The 22,826-nt window shown below is 34.6% G+C and carries 22 protein-coding genes; 3 read left to right on the top strand and 19 right to left on the bottom strand.

Annotated features, from left to right (window positions below; genetic code table 11):
- The 3 genes from J3U66_RS11970 to upp form a co-directional block, all read right to left on the bottom strand.
- The coding region (locus J3U66_RS11970) for a hypothetical protein (RefSeq protein WP_267349124.1) at nucleotides 1-281 on the bottom strand (281 nt) is incomplete at its 3' end.
- Nucleotides 282-844: 563 nt separating this feature from the next.
- Nucleotides 845-2,101, bottom strand: coding sequence for a uracil-xanthine permease family protein (locus J3U66_RS11965; protein ID WP_267349122.1), 1,257 nt, complete (start codon nucleotides 2,099-2,101; stop codon nucleotides 845-847).
- Nucleotides 2,102-2,197: 96 nt separating this feature from the next.
- A complete protein-coding gene (upp, locus tag J3U66_RS11960; protein WP_065633185.1) occupies nucleotides 2,198-2,824 on the bottom strand; it encodes a uracil phosphoribosyltransferase in 627 nt (208 codons plus the stop codon).
- Nucleotides 2,825-3,079: 255 nt separating this feature from the next.
- On the opposite strand from upp, the gene J3U66_RS11955 reads away from it, so the two are divergent.
- Nucleotides 3,080-3,442 (top strand): DUF805 domain-containing protein, encoded by a 363-nt coding sequence (locus J3U66_RS11955; RefSeq protein WP_267349121.1) that lies wholly within the window; start codon nucleotides 3,080-3,082, stop codon nucleotides 3,440-3,442.
- 64 nt (nucleotides 3,443-3,506) lie between these two features.
- Here the strand turns inward: J3U66_RS11955 and gntR are convergent, their stop codons facing one another.
- Both gntR and ung read right to left on the bottom strand, forming a co-directional pair.
- Nucleotides 3,507-4,511: a gluconate operon transcriptional repressor GntR gene (gntR, locus tag J3U66_RS11950; RefSeq protein ID WP_267334354.1), complete on the bottom strand. Its 1,005-nt coding sequence runs from the start codon at nucleotides 4,509-4,511 to the stop codon at nucleotides 3,507-3,509.
- Nucleotides 4,511-5,197: a uracil-DNA glycosylase gene (gene ung / locus J3U66_RS11945; RefSeq protein WP_267334356.1), complete on the bottom strand. Its 687-nt coding sequence runs from the start codon at nucleotides 5,195-5,197 to the stop codon at nucleotides 4,511-4,513. The genes gntR and ung overlap by 1 nt, the downstream gene beginning before the upstream one ends.
- 741 nt (nucleotides 5,198-5,938) lie before the next feature.
- Here ung and grcA point away from each other — a divergent pair.
- A complete protein-coding gene (gene grcA / locus J3U66_RS11940; protein WP_065633189.1) occupies nucleotides 5,939-6,322 on the top strand; it encodes an autonomous glycyl radical cofactor GrcA in 384 nt (127 codons plus the stop codon).
- An 80-nt stretch (nucleotides 6,323-6,402) separates the two neighbouring features.
- Here grcA and J3U66_RS11935 read toward each other — a convergent pair whose 3' ends face one another.
- The 3 genes from J3U66_RS11935 to dnaK form a co-directional block, all read right to left on the bottom strand.
- Nucleotides 6,403-7,494 (bottom strand): DUF695 domain-containing protein, encoded by a 1,092-nt coding sequence (locus J3U66_RS11935; RefSeq protein ID WP_267349120.1) that lies wholly within the window; start codon nucleotides 7,492-7,494, stop codon nucleotides 6,403-6,405.
- Nucleotides 7,495-7,744: 250 nt separating this feature from the next.
- Complete coding sequence (dnaJ, locus tag J3U66_RS11930) at nucleotides 7,745-8,893, bottom strand: molecular chaperone DnaJ (protein WP_065633191.1); 1,149 nt, start codon at nucleotides 8,891-8,893, stop codon at nucleotides 7,745-7,747.
- 126 nt (nucleotides 8,894-9,019) lie between these two features.
- Complete coding sequence (dnaK, locus tag J3U66_RS11925; RefSeq protein ID WP_065798499.1) at nucleotides 9,020-10,933, bottom strand: molecular chaperone DnaK; 1,914 nt, start codon at nucleotides 10,931-10,933, stop codon at nucleotides 9,020-9,022.
- 230 nt (nucleotides 10,934-11,163) lie between these two features.
- On the opposite strand from dnaK, the gene satP reads away from it, so the two are divergent.
- Nucleotides 11,164-11,742 (top strand): acetate uptake transporter, encoded by a 579-nt coding sequence (satP, locus tag J3U66_RS11920; RefSeq protein ID WP_065633193.1) that lies wholly within the window; start codon nucleotides 11,164-11,166, stop codon nucleotides 11,740-11,742.
- Between the two features lie 91 nt (nucleotides 11,743-11,833).
- Here satP and J3U66_RS11915 read toward each other — a convergent pair whose 3' ends face one another.
- The 11 genes from J3U66_RS11915 to gltX form a co-directional block, all read right to left on the bottom strand.
- A complete protein-coding gene (locus J3U66_RS11915) occupies nucleotides 11,834-12,775 on the bottom strand; it encodes a hypothetical protein (protein ID WP_267344780.1) in 942 nt (313 codons plus the stop codon).
- Between the two features lie 115 nt (nucleotides 12,776-12,890).
- Entirely contained in the window at nucleotides 12,891-13,334 is a 444-nt protein-coding gene (locus J3U66_RS11910) for a PTS sugar transporter subunit IIA (RefSeq protein ID WP_267344781.1), read from the bottom strand.
- A 14-nt stretch (nucleotides 13,335-13,348) separates the two neighbouring features.
- A complete protein-coding gene (locus J3U66_RS11905; RefSeq protein ID WP_267334367.1) occupies nucleotides 13,349-13,846 on the bottom strand; it encodes a PTS system mannose/fructose/N-acetylgalactosamine-transporter subunit IIB in 498 nt (165 codons plus the stop codon).
- Nucleotides 13,847-13,871: 25 nt separating this feature from the next.
- Entirely contained in the window at nucleotides 13,872-14,732 is an 861-nt protein-coding gene (locus tag J3U66_RS11900) for a PTS system mannose/fructose/sorbose family transporter subunit IID (RefSeq protein ID WP_267349118.1), read from the bottom strand.
- A gap of 43 nt (nucleotides 14,733-14,775) precedes the next feature.
- Nucleotides 14,776-15,600 (bottom strand): PTS mannose/fructose/sorbose/N-acetylgalactosamine transporter subunit IIC, encoded by an 825-nt coding sequence (locus J3U66_RS11895; protein ID WP_416379615.1) that lies wholly within the window; start codon nucleotides 15,598-15,600, stop codon nucleotides 14,776-14,778.
- 59 nt (nucleotides 15,601-15,659) lie between these two features.
- On the bottom strand, nucleotides 15,660-16,640 hold the full coding sequence (locus J3U66_RS11890; RefSeq protein WP_267349115.1) for a D-isomer specific 2-hydroxyacid dehydrogenase family protein: 981 nt from the start codon (nucleotides 16,638-16,640) through the stop codon (nucleotides 15,660-15,662).
- A gap of 459 nt (nucleotides 16,641-17,099) precedes the next feature.
- Nucleotides 17,100-18,773: an asparagine synthase B gene (gene asnB, locus J3U66_RS11885; RefSeq protein ID WP_065633200.1), complete on the bottom strand. Its 1,674-nt coding sequence runs from the start codon at nucleotides 18,771-18,773 to the stop codon at nucleotides 17,100-17,102.
- 188 nt (nucleotides 18,774-18,961) lie between these two features.
- Nucleotides 18,962-19,306, bottom strand: coding sequence for a YdbL family protein (locus J3U66_RS11880; protein WP_267344784.1), 345 nt, complete (start codon nucleotides 19,304-19,306; stop codon nucleotides 18,962-18,964).
- Between the two features lie 129 nt (nucleotides 19,307-19,435).
- The gene (locus J3U66_RS11875) at nucleotides 19,436-19,621 is read right to left on the bottom strand and encodes a YnbE family lipoprotein (RefSeq protein WP_267334378.1); all 186 of its coding nucleotides are present in this window, start codon (nucleotides 19,619-19,621) and stop codon (nucleotides 19,436-19,438) included.
- 11 nt (nucleotides 19,622-19,632) lie between these two features.
- Entirely contained in the window at nucleotides 19,633-21,234 is a 1,602-nt protein-coding gene (locus tag J3U66_RS11870) for an intermembrane phospholipid transport protein YdbH family protein (protein ID WP_267349113.1), read from the bottom strand.
- A 56-nt stretch (nucleotides 21,235-21,290) separates the two neighbouring features.
- Nucleotides 21,291-22,721 (bottom strand): glutamate--tRNA ligase, encoded by a 1,431-nt coding sequence (gltX, locus tag J3U66_RS11865; protein WP_267334382.1) that lies wholly within the window; start codon nucleotides 22,719-22,721, stop codon nucleotides 21,291-21,293.
- Between the last annotated feature and the right edge of the window lie 105 nt (nucleotides 22,722-22,826).

Genomic DNA, 22,826 nt, shown 5'->3' with positions numbered 1-22,826 from the left:
TTTTCTTTAGGTAACACTATTGGATTATCTAAGGTTGAAGTATTATTGGAAGGTGTAATGCGGGTACCATCGGATAACGTAATACCTAACAGCCCCTCAGTAGTGGTAATTTTAGTTACCCCATTATCAGAGGTTAAATAGGGCTGACTACCATGAATGACTTGCGCCGTCGTTGCCGACAATGCTTGAGTCGTAGCGGCATACAGCAATAATAGCCATGGTATCGATGCTAAAGCCAGTTTAGATAATTGACCTGATGCTTGAGTTTGCGTAAAAAACAAGGTTGGACGTAAGATTAACCTTAAATTTATCGCTTTAATTAAGCGATAGCATAACGCTAAACTAAATGTGCATCTTTTGCTTACTTTGATTGCTGAAAAACGAGGGTGAGTTACCTTGCTTCGATGAAATAAGGTAAGTGTAGAATTCAGAATTGAATTAAATTTTAGCCTAAAGAGAGATTGGGGAGTTTTTAAAACATTGTTTTGCCAGCGCTGGTGTCTGGTGTCTGGTGTCTATAATTATACTGCATGGCGTTCCACCCGTCAACTAATATGTTATTTTATTTCGCTTTTTTATGTTAAATGGCTATAAATCAAGCTTAAATAAGCTTAATTTTCGGAATTATAAGGCTATGACAAAAAAAAGCCACTCATTCAGCCGAATTATTTGCAAAGAAATGTAAATAACACCATAAATAACAAACGCTAATAGCCTTTAAATAGTCAAATATAGTTAAAATATAGCGGATTATTTTTTTATTCGAAAATATATCACTCGCTCTTTTCGAAAAAATAAGCGACATTTTTAGCCGTTAATCAACTTAATAATTAACGGCTATTTATTAGTCAGCTGATTTATGAGGTAAAATTAAATTTAGTACAATCGCTAAAATTCCACATAAACTGATTCCTTGCAAAGCATAAGATCCAAAATCAAAAATCATGCCGCCAATACCAAATACAAGTACTAACGAGACGATACACATATTACGTGATACAGAAAGATCAACTTTATGTTTGACTAAAATATTAATGCCAACCGAAGCTATCGAGCCAAAAAGTAATACCATAATTCCGCCCATTACAACTGTCGGAATAGAGCTTAAAAAAGCACCAATCTTACCAATAAATGACATTAAAATAGCCCAAATAGCTGCCCAGGTCATTACTCTAGTTCTAAAATTACGCGTTAATGTGACTGCACCAATAACTTCAGCATAGGTAATACATGGCGGGCCACCAAAGAAACCAGCAGCAGATGTTGCTAACCCATCACCCAGTAACGTGCGCTGTAATCCTGGTTCTTTAGTGTAATCTTTACCGGTGACAGAACTAATGGCCATAATATCACCAACATGCTCGATTGTTGGTGCTATAACGATCGGAATCATATATAAAATGGCTTGCCATTGAAACTCAGGAAAAGTGAAATCTGGAATTTTAAACCAAGGTGCTTCGATGACTTGTTGAAAGTTGACAATACCAAAAATACAAGAAAACATGTAACCAACAATAATTCCAGCAATAATTGGCACTAATTTAAAAAAACCTTTTGCCCAGATTGCTACAATCAACGTCGTTAATAAAGAAGCCATTGAAATAATAATCAATTGATAGTTTTCTGCTGATAAACTGCTATTTTTACCCATTGCCATGCCAACCGCTACCGGCGCTAAAGATAAACCAATAACCATAATAATTGGCCCTGTTACAACTGGAGGTAAAATGCGATCAATAATATGGCTGCCATTAATTTTGACTAAAAAAGCAAAAAACATAAAAACCAAACCTGCCGCAACTAATCCACCTAACGTAGCTGGAATTCCCCACTGTGCAACCCCAAAAGAGATAGGTGCAATAAATGCAAATGAAGAAGCTAAAAATACAGGCACTTTTCCTTTCGTGGTTAATTGAAATAATAACGTACCCACACCCGCTGTAAACATTGCAACATTTGGATTTAATCCAGTTAAAAGTGGCACTAAAACCAATGCACCAAAGGCAACAAATAACATTTGCGCACCGGTAAAAATATCTTGCCAAGCATGTTTAAGTGGCGAGATATTATTGTTTATTTGATCAAGAGCATTTTTAGTCACGTGGTCCTCTCTTAATTACTCTATTAATTGATATTTATTTCTTTACTAAATAGCGGACATAAAAAAACCGGATAAACCGGTCTAAAATTTGAGATTTTATTTTGTGCCGAATATCTTATCTCCAGCATCGCCAAGCCCTGGTAATATATAACCTTTATCGTTCAATTTATCATCGATTGAAGCGGTATAAAGTTCAACATCAGGATGAGCTTGTTCCAATACTTTAATACCTTCTGGTGCGGCCACTAAAACAAGCACTTTAATATTTTTACAACCTGCTTTTTTTAGTAGATCAATTGTTGCAACCATAGAACCACCCGTTGCTAACATCGGATCAACAACTAAAGCCATACGTTCATCAATATCAGAAGTTAATTTTTGGAAATAAGGAACAGGTTCAAGCGTTTCTTCATTACGATAAAAACCAACAACGCTTATACGTGCACTAGGTATATGCTCAAGTACACCATCCATCATGCCTAAGCCGGCACGTAAAATAGGTACTACGGTAATTTTTTTACCTTTAATTCGTTCAACTTGTACTGGTCCACACCAGCCTTCAATGGTCACTTTTTCAGTGGGTAAGTCAGCAGTAGCTTCATAGGTTAATAAACTGCCAACTTCACTAGCAAGATCGCGAAAATCTTTAGTGCTAATATCATGTTCGCGCATTAAACCAATTTTATGGCGTACTAGAGGATGTTTTACTTCAACTATTTTCATGGGAGGGCCTCAGTGTTACTTTTTATCATCTATTAGTAGGTATAAATAACCACTGAGCGATAATGTTAACATAGATCATTGTAACTGAAAACCTATAATCGTGAGCAAAACATAGCAAACATAAAAATAACATATTGTTTGTTAATATATTGTTACTATGTGTAAATATTTTGTTTTATTTATGTTTTTTTATTAGAATAGTCGCCGCTTTAAATAGCAAAAGTCAAATATAAATAAAAAAAAGGAATTATAACAATGAATTGGTTTATCAGTTGTATGACAAAAAATTATGCAAACTTTAGTGGCCGAGCTCGTCGTAAAGAGTATTGGCTTTTCACCTTATTTGTCGCTATATTTTATTTGGTATTAATCATTTTAGCTTCACTCAGTGAAACTATGGCATCAGCAATGTCACTAATTGAAGTAATTTTTTTACTTGTTATTCTTATCCCAAACATAGCAGTGACGGTACGTCGTTTGCATGATACCGACAAATCAGGCTGGTGGTATTTAATTAGTTTCATCCCATTTGTTGGTGGTATTGTACTGCTTGTTTTCATGTGTATAAATTCTACACCGGGTAGTAACCAATATGGTGATAATCCGAAAGGATTATAATTGCTTGTTTACCTCATTAATTTTATTGATGAGGTTCTATTATTCCAACATTATTTTTATGCAATTAAATACTTTCTCCATCTAGATATTCAACAGACAAATCCACCACTTTTTGATCTATCCTTTCCCCATTAATTCTTTTTAATAATAGTTCTGCAGCTATTTTACCCATTTCAATTCTTGGAGTATGTATTGATGCTAATTTTGGATTCATATATTGACCTATTTGATGCCCATGAAAACCAACAATAGCTATTTGTTTAGGAATTTCAATGCCCATTCGTTGGCATTCAAGCAGTACGCCTAAAGCCAAATCATCGTTAGTACTAAAAATCCCATCAACGGCAGGAAACTCTTTTAAAATTTGGTGTAAAAAACGTGCGCCAAGTTCATAAGAGGAGGCTTCTTTAGTCGCTAACGTACGCGGCGTTAAGCCTGCTTCTTGCATAGCTTTTTCATAGCCTTGTTGACGAATAATGCTACGTTGATCTTGCCTTGCGCTAAAATAAACAATATTGCGACGCCCTTTTTCGATCATACGATGAATCATATTTCGGGTTGCAGTAAAATTATCAAATCCAACGGCCATATCAATACACGGCGACACACTATCCATAATTTCAACCACAGGAACGCCCGAAATTTCGATCATTTTTAATGTAGCAGGATTATGGATTCTTTCAGTTAAGATTAATCCATCAATATTATAAGAAAGTAATGAACGAACCCGTTGCTCTTCTTTATCGGCATTGTATCCTGTATGAGTAATCATGGTCTGATATCCTTTGGCATCAGTTACCATCTCAATTCCTTTTAAAATATCCGCAAAAACTTGGTTGGTTAACGATGGAAACACAACCCCAATCGCATTACTTTTTGCATTTGATAACATATCAGGCGCTTTATTAGGGATATAACCAAGCTGCTCGATTGCCGCTGAAATTTGAGACTGTAGTGGTTTAGACACTAAATTAGGATCGCGTAAATATCGACTCACTGTCATTTTACTTATGCCAATTAAATTAGCAATTTCTTGCAAACCAGTTCGCCGTTTTTTACTATAACTCATCACTGTTTTTCCGGAAGTTGTGGCTGCCAATCAATCGGTGTTTTACCCTGTTTTATAATAAGATCGTTTGCCTTTGAGAAATGCTTACAACCCAAAAAGCCACGATGTGCAGATAATGGTGATGGATGCACAGACGTTAAAACATGATGTTTTTGCCGATCGATAAATTGCCCTTTTTTTTGAGCGGGTGAGCCCCACAATAAAAATACAACACCTTCAAGATATTTATCAATTGCCGCAATAACATGGTCAGTAAACGTTTCCCAACCTATTTTAGCGTGGGAATGAGCTTGCCCTGCTTGAACAGTTAATACCGTATTTAATAAAAGAACACCTTGATTTGCCCAAGAACCTAAATAACCATAAGAAGGAATTTTGAAACCCTCAATATCCGTCGAAAGCTCTTTATAGATATTAAGTAACGATGGTGGTGGTTTAACGCCAGGTAGTACTGAAAACGACAAACCGTGAGCTTGATTAGGTCCATGATATGGATCTTGTCCTAATATCACGACTTTAATGTCATTAAAAGGCGTAAAGCGGAATGCATTAAACACATCATGCTGTGGAGGATAAATCACTTTACCTTTAGCTCGTTCTGATGCGACAAATTGCAATATTTGTTGAAAATAAGGTTTATCTTTTTCCGATCCAATGACATCATGCCATGTTAATTGATTACTCATACAATACCTATATTATTATTTCATATGGCTCAACAACATTATCAGCCGATAACATTAATTATACCTAAAAATAATAATAAACCTAACAGTAATCAAGTACGTTTAATCTAAATAAACACGCTTAAAAATTCAATTAAACATAAATTAGGCATAACTTGCTCGTTCAGCATCAATATTTAACGATCATTTTTGTAATAATCCAAGTTTTTGAATTAAGATCTGAAATTTGGATTGATTAATAATCTAATTAATTTTATTAATGAGTAACACACTCATCATCAAAGTAATCATCCCAAAGGGATTAATGATATTTATGGTTATTGGCAATACGTATACTTAGATGAATAATATAAAATATGCATAAGATCATATTTGTATTGATAATCGTATTGCTATTGATAAAAAGTTATTAAATGATAATAGGCTAGGTGTGGCATTAAAATTTACTTTTACCTTAAGTGAACCGCTTAAAATTGATGTAAAAAATACCGTTTTTAAGGCAACTTGATTTACCTAACTTATTAATCGTCGTTTTATTACTTGTAAAGTATTTTAATACAATTGAATAATAATATCTTACATATCAATCAGTTGATTAGTTTAAAAAAAATATTAATCAATTTTTATCAAAGGTATTACTTATCGAATTAATAGCTTTTTTTGACTTTAATCAAAACTTGAAAGTGCTATATTAACCTTAATTATTTTAGGGCAATAAGGCCCCGTTAGGAGGATTTAAAAATGATTACAGGTATCCAAATTACTAAAGCAGACAATGCAGCACTTCTTAACTCTTTCTGGTTATTGGACGACTCTACAAAAGAAGCTCGTTGTGTCGCTGCAAAATCAGTTTATAAAGAAGATCAAGTTATCCCAACTGCAGAACTTGGTCAATTCGAATATCGTGAAGTTCCATTAGATGTTGCTCCAACTATCAAAGTTGAAGGTGGTCAACACTTAAATGTGAATGTTCTTCGTCGTGAAACTTTAGAAGATGCTGTTCAACACCCAGAAAAATATCCACAATTAACTATTCGTGTTTCTGGTTATGCAGTTCGTTTCAACTCATTAACTGCTGAACAACAACGCGACGTTATTGCTCGTACATTCACAACTAAAATGTAATTTTAGTTTATTATCGAATGATTAAAACCCAGCTTATGCTGGGTTTATTTTTATGAAAAAACAAATTTCTTTGTTCTAAACTAGTCTACCCAAGCTAAATACTCCATCCAAGCAGGATCAAACTCACAGTCAATTTTTACTGATAGATCTTGATATTGATTTAATATATTTTGAATTATTTGAGTAGCAAAATGTTTATCTTCTACATACCAAAGCATAGTTCTTGTTGCTTGGTGTAAAGAATTTTGGGCATGAATGCCTTTCTTATTTTCACGGAAAGCGGCGCTAATGGCATCTTCTATATCGTAAACTAACGATAAGGTCTCTTTACAATCTAGCTCTATACTCAGATTAAGTCCATAACCATAATTAATATCACAAGCCAATGCATTAGCCGTTTCGTTACGCTGCACTAAGGTCGTATCATCAGGATCATCTTTACTTGCTAATTCAAATACAAACAATTGATCTTCACTTTCAGAAATAGGAAAAATACCGGTGTGTTTTAAATCATTTTTCCAGATATCATCAAATCGTTTAGCAAACTCTTCAGCCGTAATACTATTAGAATCAGGCATTGTGTCGACAAAATTAATTGATTGCACTTTTATAGCTAAGTCGTACTCCCCTAAAAGATGATCCAAAATGACTAAAGCTAATGTTTGTGCATAATTTATTTGATCTTTGGCGATTGGTTTAGCAAACATTAAATCCAAAGCAATTTTACGATGATCTTCATGATATTGAATCAATAAATCAGATGCCCCCAATGAAAAAGAGGTACCATTAAAATTTATTTCAAAATCAGAAATTTTATTAGCTCGTTGACGAAATGCCTCGATTTCAAATAGATCTAAACTAGGTGCTAATTTAACAATTTCTACTACTAGTTCAAAACGTTCAATTTTACCTTCAGCAGTAAAAATAATTTTATGTTTTTTTACCTCTCCCCCCATAATTTCGGCAATAACGTCTAATTGGTTTTCACTTAACAAGTTATTGAGCTTTTCCATTAAATCTAAAGGTTGCAATTCACTAAGAGACTGTTCTGACTGTTTAACTTTATTCCAAAAGGATTGGATAGCTATTTTGAGGTTATCATCTTGTGTTGATTGTTGAGCAATGACTACATTTTGTGGTCGCAATTTTTGCCAAAGTTTTTTAAAAAACATAAAAAAATCCTATAGATAAAAGTGATTAAAATTATATACAAATAAAAATAATATGTAATTCAATATACTACATCAATTTAATTTTGAACAACATCGATTATCTACGTTTGATACAAAATATTGCACAAAATTTAGCTATCAAGAATTAACAAAAAAACATTTAAAAATGAGGGTTTATTGATATGAACTAGATAAATAAAAATGGCGAGGTAGTTTTTCTGCCTCGCCATTTGTACATTATTGAAAATTATTAGCCAAAAAACTTTTTCACTTTATCAAAAAAGCTTTTTTCTTTTGGACTATGCTTAGAACTTTTATCGGCTTTAAAACTTTCGCCTAATTCTTTTAACAACTCTTTTTGTTTACCCGTTAAATTAACAGGAGTTTCAACCACAACATGACAATACAAATCACCCATTGTACTACCGCGTAATGATTTGACACCTTTACCACGTAATCTAAACATTTTTCCTGTTTGTGTTTCGGCTGGTATCGTTAAACTGACTTTACCATTAAGTGTTGGTACTTCAACTTCGCCACCTAGTGACGCCAATGCAATATTAATTGGAATTTCACAATGTAAATTATTACCATCACGTTCAAAAATACCATGTGGTTTAACTTGCACTTGAACATATAAATCACCAGCTGGTGCACCGTTTAAGCCTGCTTCACCTTCACCGGAAAGTCGAATACGATTACCCGTATCCACCCCCGCAGGAATAGTTACAGAAAGTGTTTTTGTTTTTTGGATACGACCTTCGCCATGACACTTTTTACAAGGATTTTTAACTACTTTGCCTCGTCCATGACAAGTTGGGCACTCTTGCTGTACGGCAAAGAAACCTTGGCGCATTTGCACAACCCCTGCACCATGGCAAGTTTCACAGGTAACAACATCTGATGCCTTTTCTGTACCTTGACCATGACAAGTATCACAAGTAACCCATGTTGGTACTTTTATTTCTTTGCTGACACCTGCAGCGGCTTCTTCAAGTGTTAAGGTAATATTGTATTGCAGATCAGCACCACGTGATGCGCTTTGCGCTCGTCCGCCACGACCACCACCAAAGAAATCACTGAATATATCATCAAATGCTGAACCACCACTAAAGCCGCCGAAGCCACCAAATCCACCGGCACCCGCTCCTGCACCACCGCCAAAACCTTGCTCGAAAGCAGCATGCCCATATTGATCATAAGCTGCTTTTTTCTGCGCATCGGTCAAAACTTCATAAGCTTCTTTCACTTCTTTAAATTTTGCTTCTGCTTCAGCTTTATTATCCTGATTTTTATCAGGATGATATTTCATGGCAAGGCGTTTATAGGCTTTTTTTATTTCAGCTTCAGTGGCACTTTTACTTACGCCTAATGTTTCATAATAATCTTTCTTCGCCATAATTTACCTTTATTTTTATTTATTACATAAACAACTAAACGGGCTTGAGTTACCTCGCGCCCGTTTAATGTGTTACATGTTTAAAACTCGTTGAAATAACTCATTAAAAAACACAGCGGTTAATGCTTATTTTTTATCATCATCAACTTCTTTAAAGTCTGCATCAACAACATCGTCTTGCGCTGTAGAGCTACTTCCAGCTTGGTCTGACTGTTCTGTCTGACCTTGTTGCTGTGCTAATTCAAGCAATTTTTTAGATGCTTCCATTAATGCATTAATTTTCGCTTCGATTTCAGCTTTATCTTCACCACGCGCTGCAACTTCTAATGCACTCACTGCATCTTCAATGGCTGTTTTATCAGCAGCTGGTAATTTATCGCCTGCATCAGACACTTGTTTACGCGTTGAGTGAACAAGGTGATCTGCTTGGTTACGAATTTGAGCTAACTCTTCAAACTTACGGTCAGCTTCTGCATTCGCCTCAGCATCATTTACCATTTTTTGAATCTCTTCTTCACTTAAACCTGAAGAAGCTTTAATAGTAATATTTTGTTCACGTCCAGTGTTTTTATCTTTTGCTGATACATGTAAGATACCGTCAGCATCAATATCAAATGTTACTTCAATTTGTGGCATACCACGCGGTGCAGCTTGAATACCATCAAGATTAAACTGACCTAATGATTTGTTATCACTTGCACGTTTACGTTCACCTTGTAACACATGAATGGTTACCGCTGATTGATTATCTTCAGCTGTTGAGAACACTTGACTATGTTTAGTTGGGATAGTTGTGTTTTTCTCAATCAAGGTAGTCATCACACCACCCATTGTTTCAATACCTAAAGATAATGGTGTTACATCAAGTAATAACACATCTTTAACATCACCACCAAGTACCCCACCTTGTACTGCTGCGCCCACTGCTACAGCTTCATCAGGGTTAACGTCTTTACGTGGTTCTTTACCAAAGAAGTCAGCAACCGCTTTTTGCACCATAGGCATACGAGTTTGACCACCGACTAAAATAACATCTTTAATATCAGATACAGATAAACCAGCATCTTGTAGTGCAGTTTTAACCGGATCCATTGAGCGTTTAACTAAATCTTCGACTAATGATTCAAGTTTAGCGCGTGTCACTTTAATATTTAAGTGTTTTGGACCTGATGCATCAGCCGTGATATATGGTAAGTTGATATCAGTTTGTTGTGCTGATGATAATTCAATTTTCGCTTTTTCTGCCGCTTCTTTTAAACGTTGCATTGCAAGTGGATCATTTTTCAGATCGAATCCTTGTTCACGTTTAAATTCATCAACTAAATAGTTAATTAAGCGTGAGTCAAAGTCTTCACCACCTAAATGAGTATCACCATTAGTTGCTAATACTTCGAATGTTTTCTCTCCATCAACATCGTCAATTTCGATAATTGAGATATCAAATGTACCACCACCAAGGTCGTATACAGCGATAGTGCGGTTACCCACATCTTTATCTAAACCGTAAGCAAGTGCAGCGGCTGTTGGTTCGTTAATAATACGTTTAACATCTAAACCAGCAATACGGCCCGCATCTTTAGTTGCTTGACGCTGTGCATCATTAAAATACGCTGGAACAGTGATAACTGCTTCAGTGACTGGCTCACCAAGATAATCTTCTGCGGTTTTTTTCATTTTCTTCAATACTTCAGCAGAGATTTGCGGTGGCGCAATTTTTTGACCTTTGACATCTACCCATGCATCGCCATTATCAGCTTTAACAATTTTATAAGGCATAATAGCAACATCACGTTGTACTTCGGCATCATCATAACGACGACCAATTAAACGTTTAATGGCAAATAGTGTATTTTGTGGATTGGTTACTGCTTGGCGTTTAGCGGGTTGACCAACTAAAATTTCACCATCTTGTGTATATGCAATAATTGACGGGGTTGTACGATCGCCTTCAGCATTTTCTAATACTTTTGCTTGACCATTGTCCATTACTGCAACACATGAATTTGTTGTACCTAAATCAATACCAATAATTTTACCCATAATCTTTTCTCCTCAAAACCTGTATTTTATTTCTTGTATATAAGTCTTAAATATTTATTTTCAAGAGCTTATTTTTCACAAAGAAATGTTATTGTTTCCACATAAATGGGAACATTATTATCAATATCAAGGGGGCAAAAAAATTATTTTTTCTTAAATCTTGATTATCAGCTTTTCTACACTTATTATTGCCGCTCTTTTTTATTATGATAATTATTTATAGGATCCTTATGGAACAAACTAAACTTGCAAACCCAGGTCCACTTGGCTTGATGGGATTTGGCATGACCACCATTTTATTAAATATTCATAATGCAGGATTTTTCCCTGTGATGACAGCAATCGTTTCTATGGGTATTTTTTATGGAGGGCTTGCGCAAGTCATTGCTGGAATTTTAGAATTTCGCAAAGGTAACACGTTTGGTACAACTGCATTCACCTCTTATGGTTTCTTTTGGATTGCATTAGTAGGAATTTGGTATTTACCAACCTCACCAGCAACTGCACCAACTGATGCAACTTTTGTCGGTATTTTCCTTGCGTTATGGGGGATTTTTACCGCTTTTATGTTTATTGGTACCTTAAAAGCTAATCGTGCATTACAATTCGTTTTTGCTAGTTTAACGATTTTATTTGCTTTATTAGCAATTGGTAACATTTGTGGCAACCATGACATTATTCATATAGCTGGTTTTGAAGGTATTATCTGCGGAGCTAGCGCTATTTACCTTGCCATGGCCGAAGTACTTAATGAACAATATGGCCGTACAATTTTACCAATTGGCGCGCCTAAAGGTGCTGCACATTAATAATATTAAGTCGTCATGCAATGACGAATAAGCGAGTAATAAAAACGGGGGATACCCCGTTTTTTTTATAAAAAATTACTCAATTAATGAATTATTTAGTGTGTTTGGTGAGTAAAGCCTTGCATACATTTACAAGAGATTGAGTATGCTTGGTAATTATTTGCTCTGATAGATAATTATCTTTTGAAGAGCCAGCATTCTTGATAAGAATTTTACTATCTTGATCGATATTACCAGATGTAATCATTAAGTAGTTGGTTAATTGTGTTGCCATTTCACCAGAATGAAAAGTCACACCATCTAAAGTTAGCATTGATGTTTTCGGTTTTAAAAAAATTAAATCCTCCCCATTACCAATACTATCGATAAAAATAAATTTTTTTTCTTTCATTTGTTCCGAATAGCTTTCTAACATTTTTAAACCATATTGGCCACCATTACCATCGTCGTATAAAACAAACGCAATTTTTTTCTTTTCTTTTTTATCAAGCTGATGAATTAAATTAATAATTGTAATAATACTTGAAGTATTACAAACAAAATTCTTTTGATTGGGAATGCCATTTTTGTATTTTAAAACAATAAAAAATAATAAAATGGTCGAAATAATCGACAATATTCCGGAAATACTAAAAAATCCCTCAACTTGAATTTTAGGAATAAAAACAAAGTAATTTAATATCAGTGACGCGATAAATAAGATAATAATAGGTAAAATACCTACTAAATAACCTAATTTACTAAATTGAGGCGTGAATGCGTATTTTTTCTGAAGATTAAAATTTTTAATACCGGTATCATAATAAGTACAAATAATTAATTCAGCTTTATCTAAATCACCAATATAAGCATTGTAATAATTTTCATATCGTCTTGTTGCTAACTTTAATTTTGCTACTTTGGCTTCAACACTATAACCTAATTGAATCAGTTCTTTCGATATTACTCTTAAAAAAGTAATTTTCTCTTTAGACGTAAATCGTTTACCAAAAATGACACAGTATCTTAGTACAAGGTCTTTAAATTTATCCATTTTTAATCATTATTTGAATTTAGAAAAACTGTTAGTGCGATTTATCATTCACACTAACAGCGAAACAAATAGATAATATTAAAATGATGATTATCTATTAAAGATGTGAGTTTAATCAATAATCATCTTCGTTTTGAGATTGGGCAAAATTAGCCATATTGCCAATAGCTTCTTGAATATTTTCTTGTCCTGCCTCAATACACTCTTTTGCTAAATCCAGTAGTGATAATGAATCCCTATTACATACAGCATTAATGACCATTGGCAAGTTCATACCGGTAATTATCCGGACATTCATACCTAATTTTTCCCACTCAGGCAAACATCGCATTGATGCGTTATAAGGCGAGGCACCAAACAAATCGACAAAAATTAATACACCTTTACCACTATTAAGCGACTTTGAACAATTAAACAAATCGGTTTTTAATTGATTAATATCTTGTCCTGGATTAAGCGATAATGATGCAAATTTATCTTGTTCACCAACAATCATTGTAACACTATCTTTAATCCCTTCAGCCATCTTGCCATGACTCACTAATAATACACCTATCATATTATTTTCCTCGATTATTCAAACATTTTAATCGCTTCATTTAACGTTACTTTTTTCAAAGAAGGGGTTGCTTGAAAATAGATATCCATATTGGGATAGCTGTTTTGTAAATCGATTAGCAAATCAAGTTGTTGTTTATTAATTGATACTTCTTTAATTATTGACGTTGCTCCCGGTACAAGTGGTAAACCACCAATATTAAGATTGGTTATTGGCACGCCCGCCTTAATAATTTTATACATAACTTCAATATTTTTAGTAATCAAAATAACATTAAAATCATCATACTGGCGATCATTCCAATATCTTACTGCACCATCTTCTTTTAATACTCTTATTTTATGCCCTGTGCTGGCACCAGCACCTAAAATAATATTTTTAGTAAACTCATCATTTGCAGAGTAATCATCGGCTACAAACAACGCATTTGCTCCGGCTGCTTTAGACACATTAGTGGCAACTTGACCATGAATAAGGCGACTATCTACGCGCGCTAAAACGACTTTTCCCATAATTTAACCTCTATATTTTTTAATTTTATAAAATGCCAATAGCTGCTAATACACCGAGTATTATTGTTAATCCAACTAATGCTTGAGTTACTTTTAATCCTTTCTTATAAAAATAGAAATATAATCCCATCACAACCATAAGTGGCAAAACCCCTGGTAAAATTTTATCCAATGTGTCTTGGATCACGAAATCTTTGCCTGATAAAGTAAATTTTAAACTTGATGATACTTTAATATAACTAGCAGCTAAAATCCCCATCATAAACAACCCTAAAATGGATAGTGCTTCAATAATCATCTGCATTTTATTACCAACAACTTCAGTTGCCGCATTTCGACCTAACTTAAAGCCTAACTGAGCAAAATAGTACCCCACAAAAAGTTGATAAATGACAAAAGCAAAGAAAGGAAATAAAGCACCGATTGCTAGACCTTCTTGAGCCCAAGGTAGCGCAATGGCTATGAAGATATACTGAATGGTTCCTGAGTCAATCGCGTCACCAATTCCCGCCAAGGCCCCCATTAAACCCGCTTTGGTATTATAAAGCACATCATTATCAATACTGATCGGTTTTTTCTGATAAACTTCATCTGCTCTTACAGATTCTAATGAAGCCATAATGCCTGAGATAGTACCGCCGCCCCAAGTTATCTGGGTATTAAAAAACAGTAAATGTCTTTGGTAAGCAGCAGCTAACTCACTTTTTGATTTATATAATTTTTTAAGAATTGGCATTAACCCCCACATTAACGAAGCAGCTAGATAACGGTCAAATGAGTGTGGGATCTCATTAGCATAATACCACCGTAACCAAGCAAAAGTGATATCTCGTTTAGTAATTGCCTCTGGCTTTAGATCGATACTTTCTTGTACTATTTGTGTCATTATAAAATTCCTCTTTCTAATCTATTAATCAAATAGTTACAGATTAATAATCATCATCATCAATTTGATTGTTATTATTTGAATTACTTCTTGGTTGATCTGCGACAGAATTAACTGCTTCACTTTTTGCTAGAACAAAAATAAATGCAATGATAGCGCCAACAATCGCGTAAGTGACCATGGTGATATTAAGTGGTTTTGCCATAACAGCCATAAAATACGCAAGTAAGAAGAAAATAATGTAACTTTTTTTACCAATAACATAGATAGTTAATGCAATACCGACAGCAGCAAGTCCGCCACCAATAACATTAAGGATGTGGAAAACTAATCCCCCTGCATTTGTTTTAATAACATCCGCAATAATTGGCGCACCAAAATACAGTGCTACAAACATAAATGGGACAAAAAGAACAAAGCTACAAATTATTGGTAGTATGATGATTGATAAAGTTAGACCAGAGCTATTTGCCTCTTGTGCATACTTTTCAGTTAATTTCATAATCATCGTATTAAAGAAAAATCTTAACTGATATAGGTAAGATCCCAATAATCCAACAGGCACTGCAACGGCAACTGCAGCGGTTGGTTCCATTTTACCCAGTAAAGCGACAGGAACCGCAACGGCTGTTGCAATGGCAGGTTCTGATGGCATTTGCCCACCTGGTGAAAAAACGCCCATGTAGATTAGTTGAATAGCTGCTGTGGTTATCATGGCATTATGAATATCATTAAAGACAATACCGACAATTAACCCCGTCATCATCGGTGTAAATCTTAGTGTCAAAGTTGCCCCACCTAGCCCCCGAGACATAACCATCGCAACCCATACTGAAATAATCGCGGCTTGTAGAAATGTAACATGCATATCTTGCATATCTAAACTCCTTGATATTGTTATTATCAATTAAACTTTAAAATAAACCATTAAGAAACAACGGATTGCAATTGTAAATTATTGACAAAATTTTCTACATCCTGCACACATTTTTCACCCATACCTTGTAAACATTCAATGGCATAAGCTGAAGTATGAGGTGTGACAAGCACTTTTGGATGCTGGACTAAGGGATTATCGTTATATGAAGGTTCAACGTACATTACATCTGTTGCATGTCCTGCAACAACACCACTATCTAGCGCGTTAATTAATGCACTTTCGTCAATCAATTCGGCTCGTGCGGTATTTGTAATATAAACACCTTTTTTCATCAAAGAAAATTGAGGTTGTTTTAATATATGGTAGCTTGTTTCGTTTAATGATGCATTTAAAGAGATGATATCAGCATTTTTCAGCAAATAATCTAACTCAACAATTTCGATACTGTGTTTACTCGCCCATGTTTTGTTAACTTTAGGATCAACAACCAGTAATCGAGCATTAAAACCGTGTTTGAATATTTCTGCTACGCGGCTACCAATATTCCCACATCCGATAACACCAACAGTTTTACCCGTAACATTGATGCCTAGAAAAGAGGCTCTTTTTTGCCATTCATTTGCCTTAACCGCAGCTTGAGATTGAACAGTTTGTCTAATTAATGCCAATAAATTAGTCACAGCATTTTCGGCAACCGCATCACGCTCAACTAAAGGCGGCACAATAGTGACGATAGTTCCATGCTCTTTAGCTGCTACTACATCAACATTATTAAAGCCGATACCATGACGTGAAAGTAGGAGTAAAGGTTGTTTTTTATTATCAAAAAACGCCTTGTTAAAAAATGGTCTAACACTTGCTATAACAATATTGAATTCTTGCAATGCGTCGGCGAGTTCTTTTCCGGGAATATTATTTTCAAAAGTAAAATGTTTTACTTCACCAATTTTTTCTAATCGTTTTAAATGATCAGGAAAATATTTCCCAAAACTACTTGAGTTGATTATTGCAATTTTATAATTTTTCACTCAATGCTCCTAATTAATCATACACCCTTACGTATTAATTATCGGAAAATAAAGGTAATTTACTTTCCAGACAGCCATAATGTGACTGGTAACATTTAGTATAATTTATAAGATTTAGAAAAAAGTGAATTTAGATCACAGATTTAATAAAAAACTTTTTCTATTAAATAGAGCCCAAAAACGAAAGATATTGGAAAGCCAATAAACTATTTTTGATAAAAAATCGCAATGCAATTTAGTTCATCAATTATCAAATTAACCAATCCAATTGAATCATACTTAAAATGAGTATCAGTAATAAAAAAATTGAGCACTGCAATAGGCAGATGGTGAATGATAAGATCCCGTATAGATAGGGCCATAAAGAAAGTATTTAGACTTCACTGAACAATAAAAAAGGGCATATAGCCCTTTTTATAATCAATTCAGATAAATAAGCGAGTATTTAAAGTTGATATATTACTTTTTATAAGCATCATTATGCACGCCTATCGCAGCACGACCTGACGGATCATTGAGATTTTTAAATGACTCATCCCACTCAATCGCTTTTGCTGTTGAGCAAGCAACCGTTGGACCACCCGGTACACAGTGAGCAGCACTTTCAACTGGGAATAATTCATCAAAAATTTCACGATACATATATGCTTCTTTTGAAGCGGGTGTGTTATATGGAAAACGGAATTTAGCATTTGCTAATTGCTGGTCAGTAATTTTACTTTCAGCAATCTCTTTTAATGTGTCAATCCAGCTATAACCTACACCATCAGAAAACTGTTCTTTTTGACGCCAAACAACAGATGCGGGTAAATAAGACTCAAATGCTTCACGGACAATATGTTTTTCCATTTTGCCGTTGCTGCCACACATTTTATCTTTAGGATTAATGCGCATCGCCACATCTAAGAATTTTTTATCCAAGAATGGAACACGAGCCTCAACGCCCCATGCTGCCATGGCTTTATTAGCACGAGCACAATCATACATATGAAGTGCCGCTAATTTACGAACCGTTTCTTCATGGAACTCTTTGGCGTTTGGCGCTTTATGGAAATACAAATAGCCACCAAATACTTCATCGGCACCTTCACCCGATAAGACCATTTTAATGCCCATCGCTTTAATTTTTCGCGCCATCAAATACATTGGTGTAGAAGCTCGGATGGTTGTTACATCGTAAGTTTCAATAAAATAAATTACATCACGAATAGCATCAATACCTTCTTGAATAGTAAAGTTAATTTCGTGGTGAACGGTACCAAGATGGTCAGCAACAGCCTGTGCAGCTTTAAGATCAGGCGCGCCTTTCAAGCCAACAGCAAATGAATGCAATTGTGGCCACCAAGCTTCAGATTTTTCATGATCTTCAACCCGTCTTGCTGAGAATTTTTTGGTAATAGCTGAAATAACCGAAGAATCAAGTCCTCCAGAAAGTAGTACGCCATAAGGAACATCAGACATAAGATGGCTTTTAACCGACTCTTCTAATGCTACACGAAGTTCGTTAATGTCAGTTTTATTATCTTTGACATTTTCGTAATCCATCCAATCGCGTTTGTAATAAGTTTTGATTTCACCTTCAGTGCTTGACAAATAACTGCCCGGCGGAAAAGCTTCAATCGTTTTACAAACTGGCACTAATGCTTTCATTTCAGAAGCGACGTAAAATGTGCCATTTTCGTCATAACCCATATACATAGGAATAATGCCAATATGGTCACGACCAATAAAGTAAGCATCTTTATTAATATCATAAAGAACAAACGCGAACATACCTTGTAAGTCATCAAGGCAATGAATGCCTTTTTCTTGATACAGAGCAAGGATTACTTCACAGTCTGATCCTGTTTGAAATTCATAACGATCTTTGTACTGATTTCGGAGTTCTTGATGATTATAAATTTCGCCATTAACTGCTAAAACTAATGTTTTATCTTTATTATAAAGTGGCTGAGATCCAGTATTAACATCAACAATTGATAAACGTTCATGAGCAAGGATTGCTTTATCAGAAGCAAAAATACCAGACCAATCAGGTCCACGATGACGCTGTAGACTTGATAATTCTAGTGCTTTTGTTCGTAGTTGTTCTGGATCTGATTTAATATCAAGAATACCTAAAATCGAACACATTGATTTTCTCCATTTAAAATCGCACACGCGATACTATTACAAAATAAAAAACTAACTAAAAAATTCACACCATTGTTATTAGTAAAATAAGGTATGTCAAACTATCTGTTTAACAGCATACACATTATTCATACACAATTAAAGTACAATGTGATTATACTTTTCCTATTACTGCGAAAAGCTAAAAATTATTTTTTTAACCAGCGACCTTGTTGCTTGATATATTGCCCTGCTGGGGTTTTCTCTTGAGCTTTACTACCCGCTCTTTTTTCAACTTCACTTAAAGACACATTCGTTTCAGCTGAGACTTTTTGATATTGTGCTTTACGAGCCTGGTTAATTAATTGAGCAATTTCACTTGCATTAGCTTCATTTTTAACTACACCTAAATAACCATCATCTTGCTCACCCACAAAACCTTGCGCTTTAGCTTGACTCAATGCATCCATTGCTTGATCTAAATTTAATGCAAAAACGGAAAAAGATAAAACCATCGACAATAAAACACATGATACTTTTTTATAGATTGTCATAACAACCCCCTAAACAATTACATCATAATTTATTTAATTGAATATAAATAACAAAAGTTATTGATATACCATATTAGATTTTTATTTATCAATATCAAAAATGCCAATCAAACACTAAAATCCAATCATTTAATATAAGCCTGACTTATTAATAATATTATCTAATGCCTTATCAACTTTAATATTAATTTGGTGATCTATTTTTACATTTAAATTAATATTAATAGGTTCACTTGGTGCTTCTACTTTAACTGTGGGTGAACATCCACTTAATATAGTGGCACATATCACCATTGCAATAACATTTCGTAGCATAAAATAACCTCTTATTTAAAAGATTCCTTCTTTAAATGTGCTTCAATACGTTGACGAATCGGTTCACTAATGTGATCTGATAATTGTAAACTCATCAATAATTTAACAATATTTTCTTGTAGATTAATATTTAAATTAACGGCTTTACCTTTTTTTATTTTTGGATTTTTGCCTTGAATGTTAATCGCTAAATTTGCTATTTCATCAGCATAATTAACACTAGCAGCAAGTTTAGTATATTCAAAATTCTGTAACACATTGGTGACTAATTGCATGTTAGGATTGTTTTTTGCATAATCTTGCAATGCTGAATTATTAAATGCTAAATACCCTGATGCAGTTGTAGCAAGTTCACCGTTTTCAATAGAGACATTATACCTATTATTATTTGCTGTTGAAATCTGAGTTATTTTGATTGGTAACATACCATCAATAGATCCTTCACCATTAAGTCCCTCAACCGGGTAAGTGGTTAAGATATCCTTTAATTGGATTGCTTTTAAATAGACTTTGATACTTTGCTTAAGTTTATTGAAATTTATTGTGCTATTGTTAACCAAAATTTTTCCAGAAAAAAGCGTTGACTCAAAGCGATGCCAACTTAATTTGCCTTTGCTTATGGCGTTAAAAGATGCTAAATATTCTCCGGCAAATTTTACATTTTCAAATAATATGCCGACATTCACATTTCGTATTCTTGTATTAAATGTTTCAATCAAGAACTTATTATCTTTAACTAAAAGTTGCCCACCACTTGATGCTGATTTGATTTCAACATTATCATAAATACCATCCAAATTTTGGATATTAAATCTTCCGTCAATGATGACATTTTCAATAGTAACTGGAATTTTAGATTGCATTGCAAAATTTAGTGTGCCATTAAGATTAGCTAACATTAGGTTGGGTGAAATACTTACTTGCTCTGCATTTATTGTCGAGTTACTGACATTGAGTGAAAGACGATCATGTTTTAGCCACCCATTAAAAAGAACCGTTATTTTGGCATTTTTTATATCAGCTTGATTTAAGATAGTATTAAATTCAGCAGTGGTGATATCCACTCGAGATTCAGCACGATTTAACAATAAATTAGCTGAAAGTTCACCACTATAATTTTTATTGAATGAAGCACGAAGTTGCAATGAATCTAACTGCTTTTCCACATTAATTTTAATATCAATAAGTTCATTGCGTTGCTGATAAAAACGTATTGAATCAATATGTATTAATTTGGGAAGCCATGTATAAAAACTAGCGAAATTGGAAAAGGGGCTATCTGATTGTTCAGTATGACTTTTATCATCTATTGGCAATGAATCTGTATCGATTTTACTTTGATTTGCTTGCCAGTAAATTTCTAAATCTGTCGCCGATAAATTCGACCAAGAAAATTTTAAATTTTTACCGGTAATTTTCAGTTGAGATTGTTTAGATAGGGTCAGTTCATCAAAACATAAACCGTTAAAACCGATGCTCATACCTCGCCAATCAACTGTAAGACCGAGTTCTTGTTTTAAACTCTGCCAATACCACCATCCAAATGAACTAAATAATAGCACAATGAGTAATAGAAAAGATGGGATCAAATAACGCTTCTTTAAACGTACCATTTAATATTCCTGACCCATTACATTCATTGCCGGTTTTGCCGGCAATGATAATTGAATCACACTGATGTCTGTTCCCGTTGATCAATATAAGCAAGCGCTTTATCTATACGAGCTAAAGTCCGTTTTTTACCTACAGCAAAAACGGTTGCATCAACCGATGGAGATTGACCAATACCCGTTACAGCAACGCGTAATGGCATACCCACTTTACCCATACCAACCTCAAGCTCAGTTGCGGTTGCTTCAATAGCATGATGAATTTTATCAATTTGCCAATCAAAATCAGCAATCGCCTCAATTTTCGCTTTAATAGCTAATAGTGGCGCTTTAGCAACTGGGCGTAGGTGTTTTTTAGCTGCATCAGCATCAAAATCATCAAAATCTTGATAACAATACGCACATGACTCAGCCATCTCTTTCAAGGTTTTACAACGCTCAGCAAACAATTTAATTATGGTTATAAGATCAGGACCTTGACTTAAATCATAGCCATGTTGGTTCATATGCCAAACTAAATGCTGCGCAACATAGTCGGCATCCAAATGATTAATATAATGATGATTCAACCAAAGTAATTTTTCGGTATTAAACGCACTTGCAGATTTACTTACTGCATTTAACGAAAATAGATCTATCATTTCAGATATCGAAAAGATCTCTTGATCACCATGTGACCAACCAAGACGCACCAAATAGTTAAGTAATGCTTCCGGTAAATAGCCATCATCACGATACTGCATCACACTTACTGCACCATGACGTTTTGATAATTTTTGTCCGTCGTCACCTAAAATCATTGATACATGCCCATACTCAGGTAGAGGTGCATCTAATGCTTTAAGAATATTAATTTGACGAGGCGTATTATTAATATGATCTTCACCGCGTATAACATGTGTAATTTGCATATCCCAATCATCAACGACAACGCAAAAATTATAAGTAGGTGAACCATCAGTTCGGCGAATAATTAAATCATCAAGCTCTTTATTGGCAATTTCAATTGGACCACGAATTAAATCGTTGAAAACAACAACGCCATCAACCGGATTAGCAAAACGCACAACATGCGGCTCATCATGAGTATGCTGTTTTTGTACAGCATCACAACGACAATGCCCATCATAACGGGCTTTTTCCCCTTTTGCCATTTGCTCTTCGCGCAGTTTTTCTAGGCGCTCTTTAGAACAATAGCAACGGTAAGCCGTTCCTTTGGCCAACATTTCGTCAATCACTTGATTATAGCGATCAAAACGCTTAGTTTGGAAATATGGGCCTTCATCCCATGACAATTTAAGCCAATTCATACCATCCATGATAGCATCAATCGCTTCTGGTGTTGAACGCTCAAGATCAGTGTCTTCTATACGTAAGACAAATGAACCCTTGGCATGGCGAGTATAGAGCCAAGAATAAAGTGCAGTACGAGCACCACCAACATGTAAATAGCCAGTTGGACTTGGCGCAAAACGAGTTTTAATTTTCATGAAATAATCCTAATAATAACAAAAGTAAGCTTGGTCATGAAAACTCAAAACCAACGCTTTTTTCTCTAATTCGACCCAATCAGTCAATAGAATAACTTTTTGATA

It is taken from the genome of Gilliamella sp. B2969, assembly GCF_026536195.1.
In the GTDB taxonomy this organism is placed as follows: domain Bacteria; phylum Pseudomonadota; class Gammaproteobacteria; order Enterobacterales; family Orbaceae; genus Gilliamella.
The sequence above is the reverse complement of the archived record's forward strand: the minus strand, read 5'-3'. Positions and strand labels throughout refer to the sequence as shown.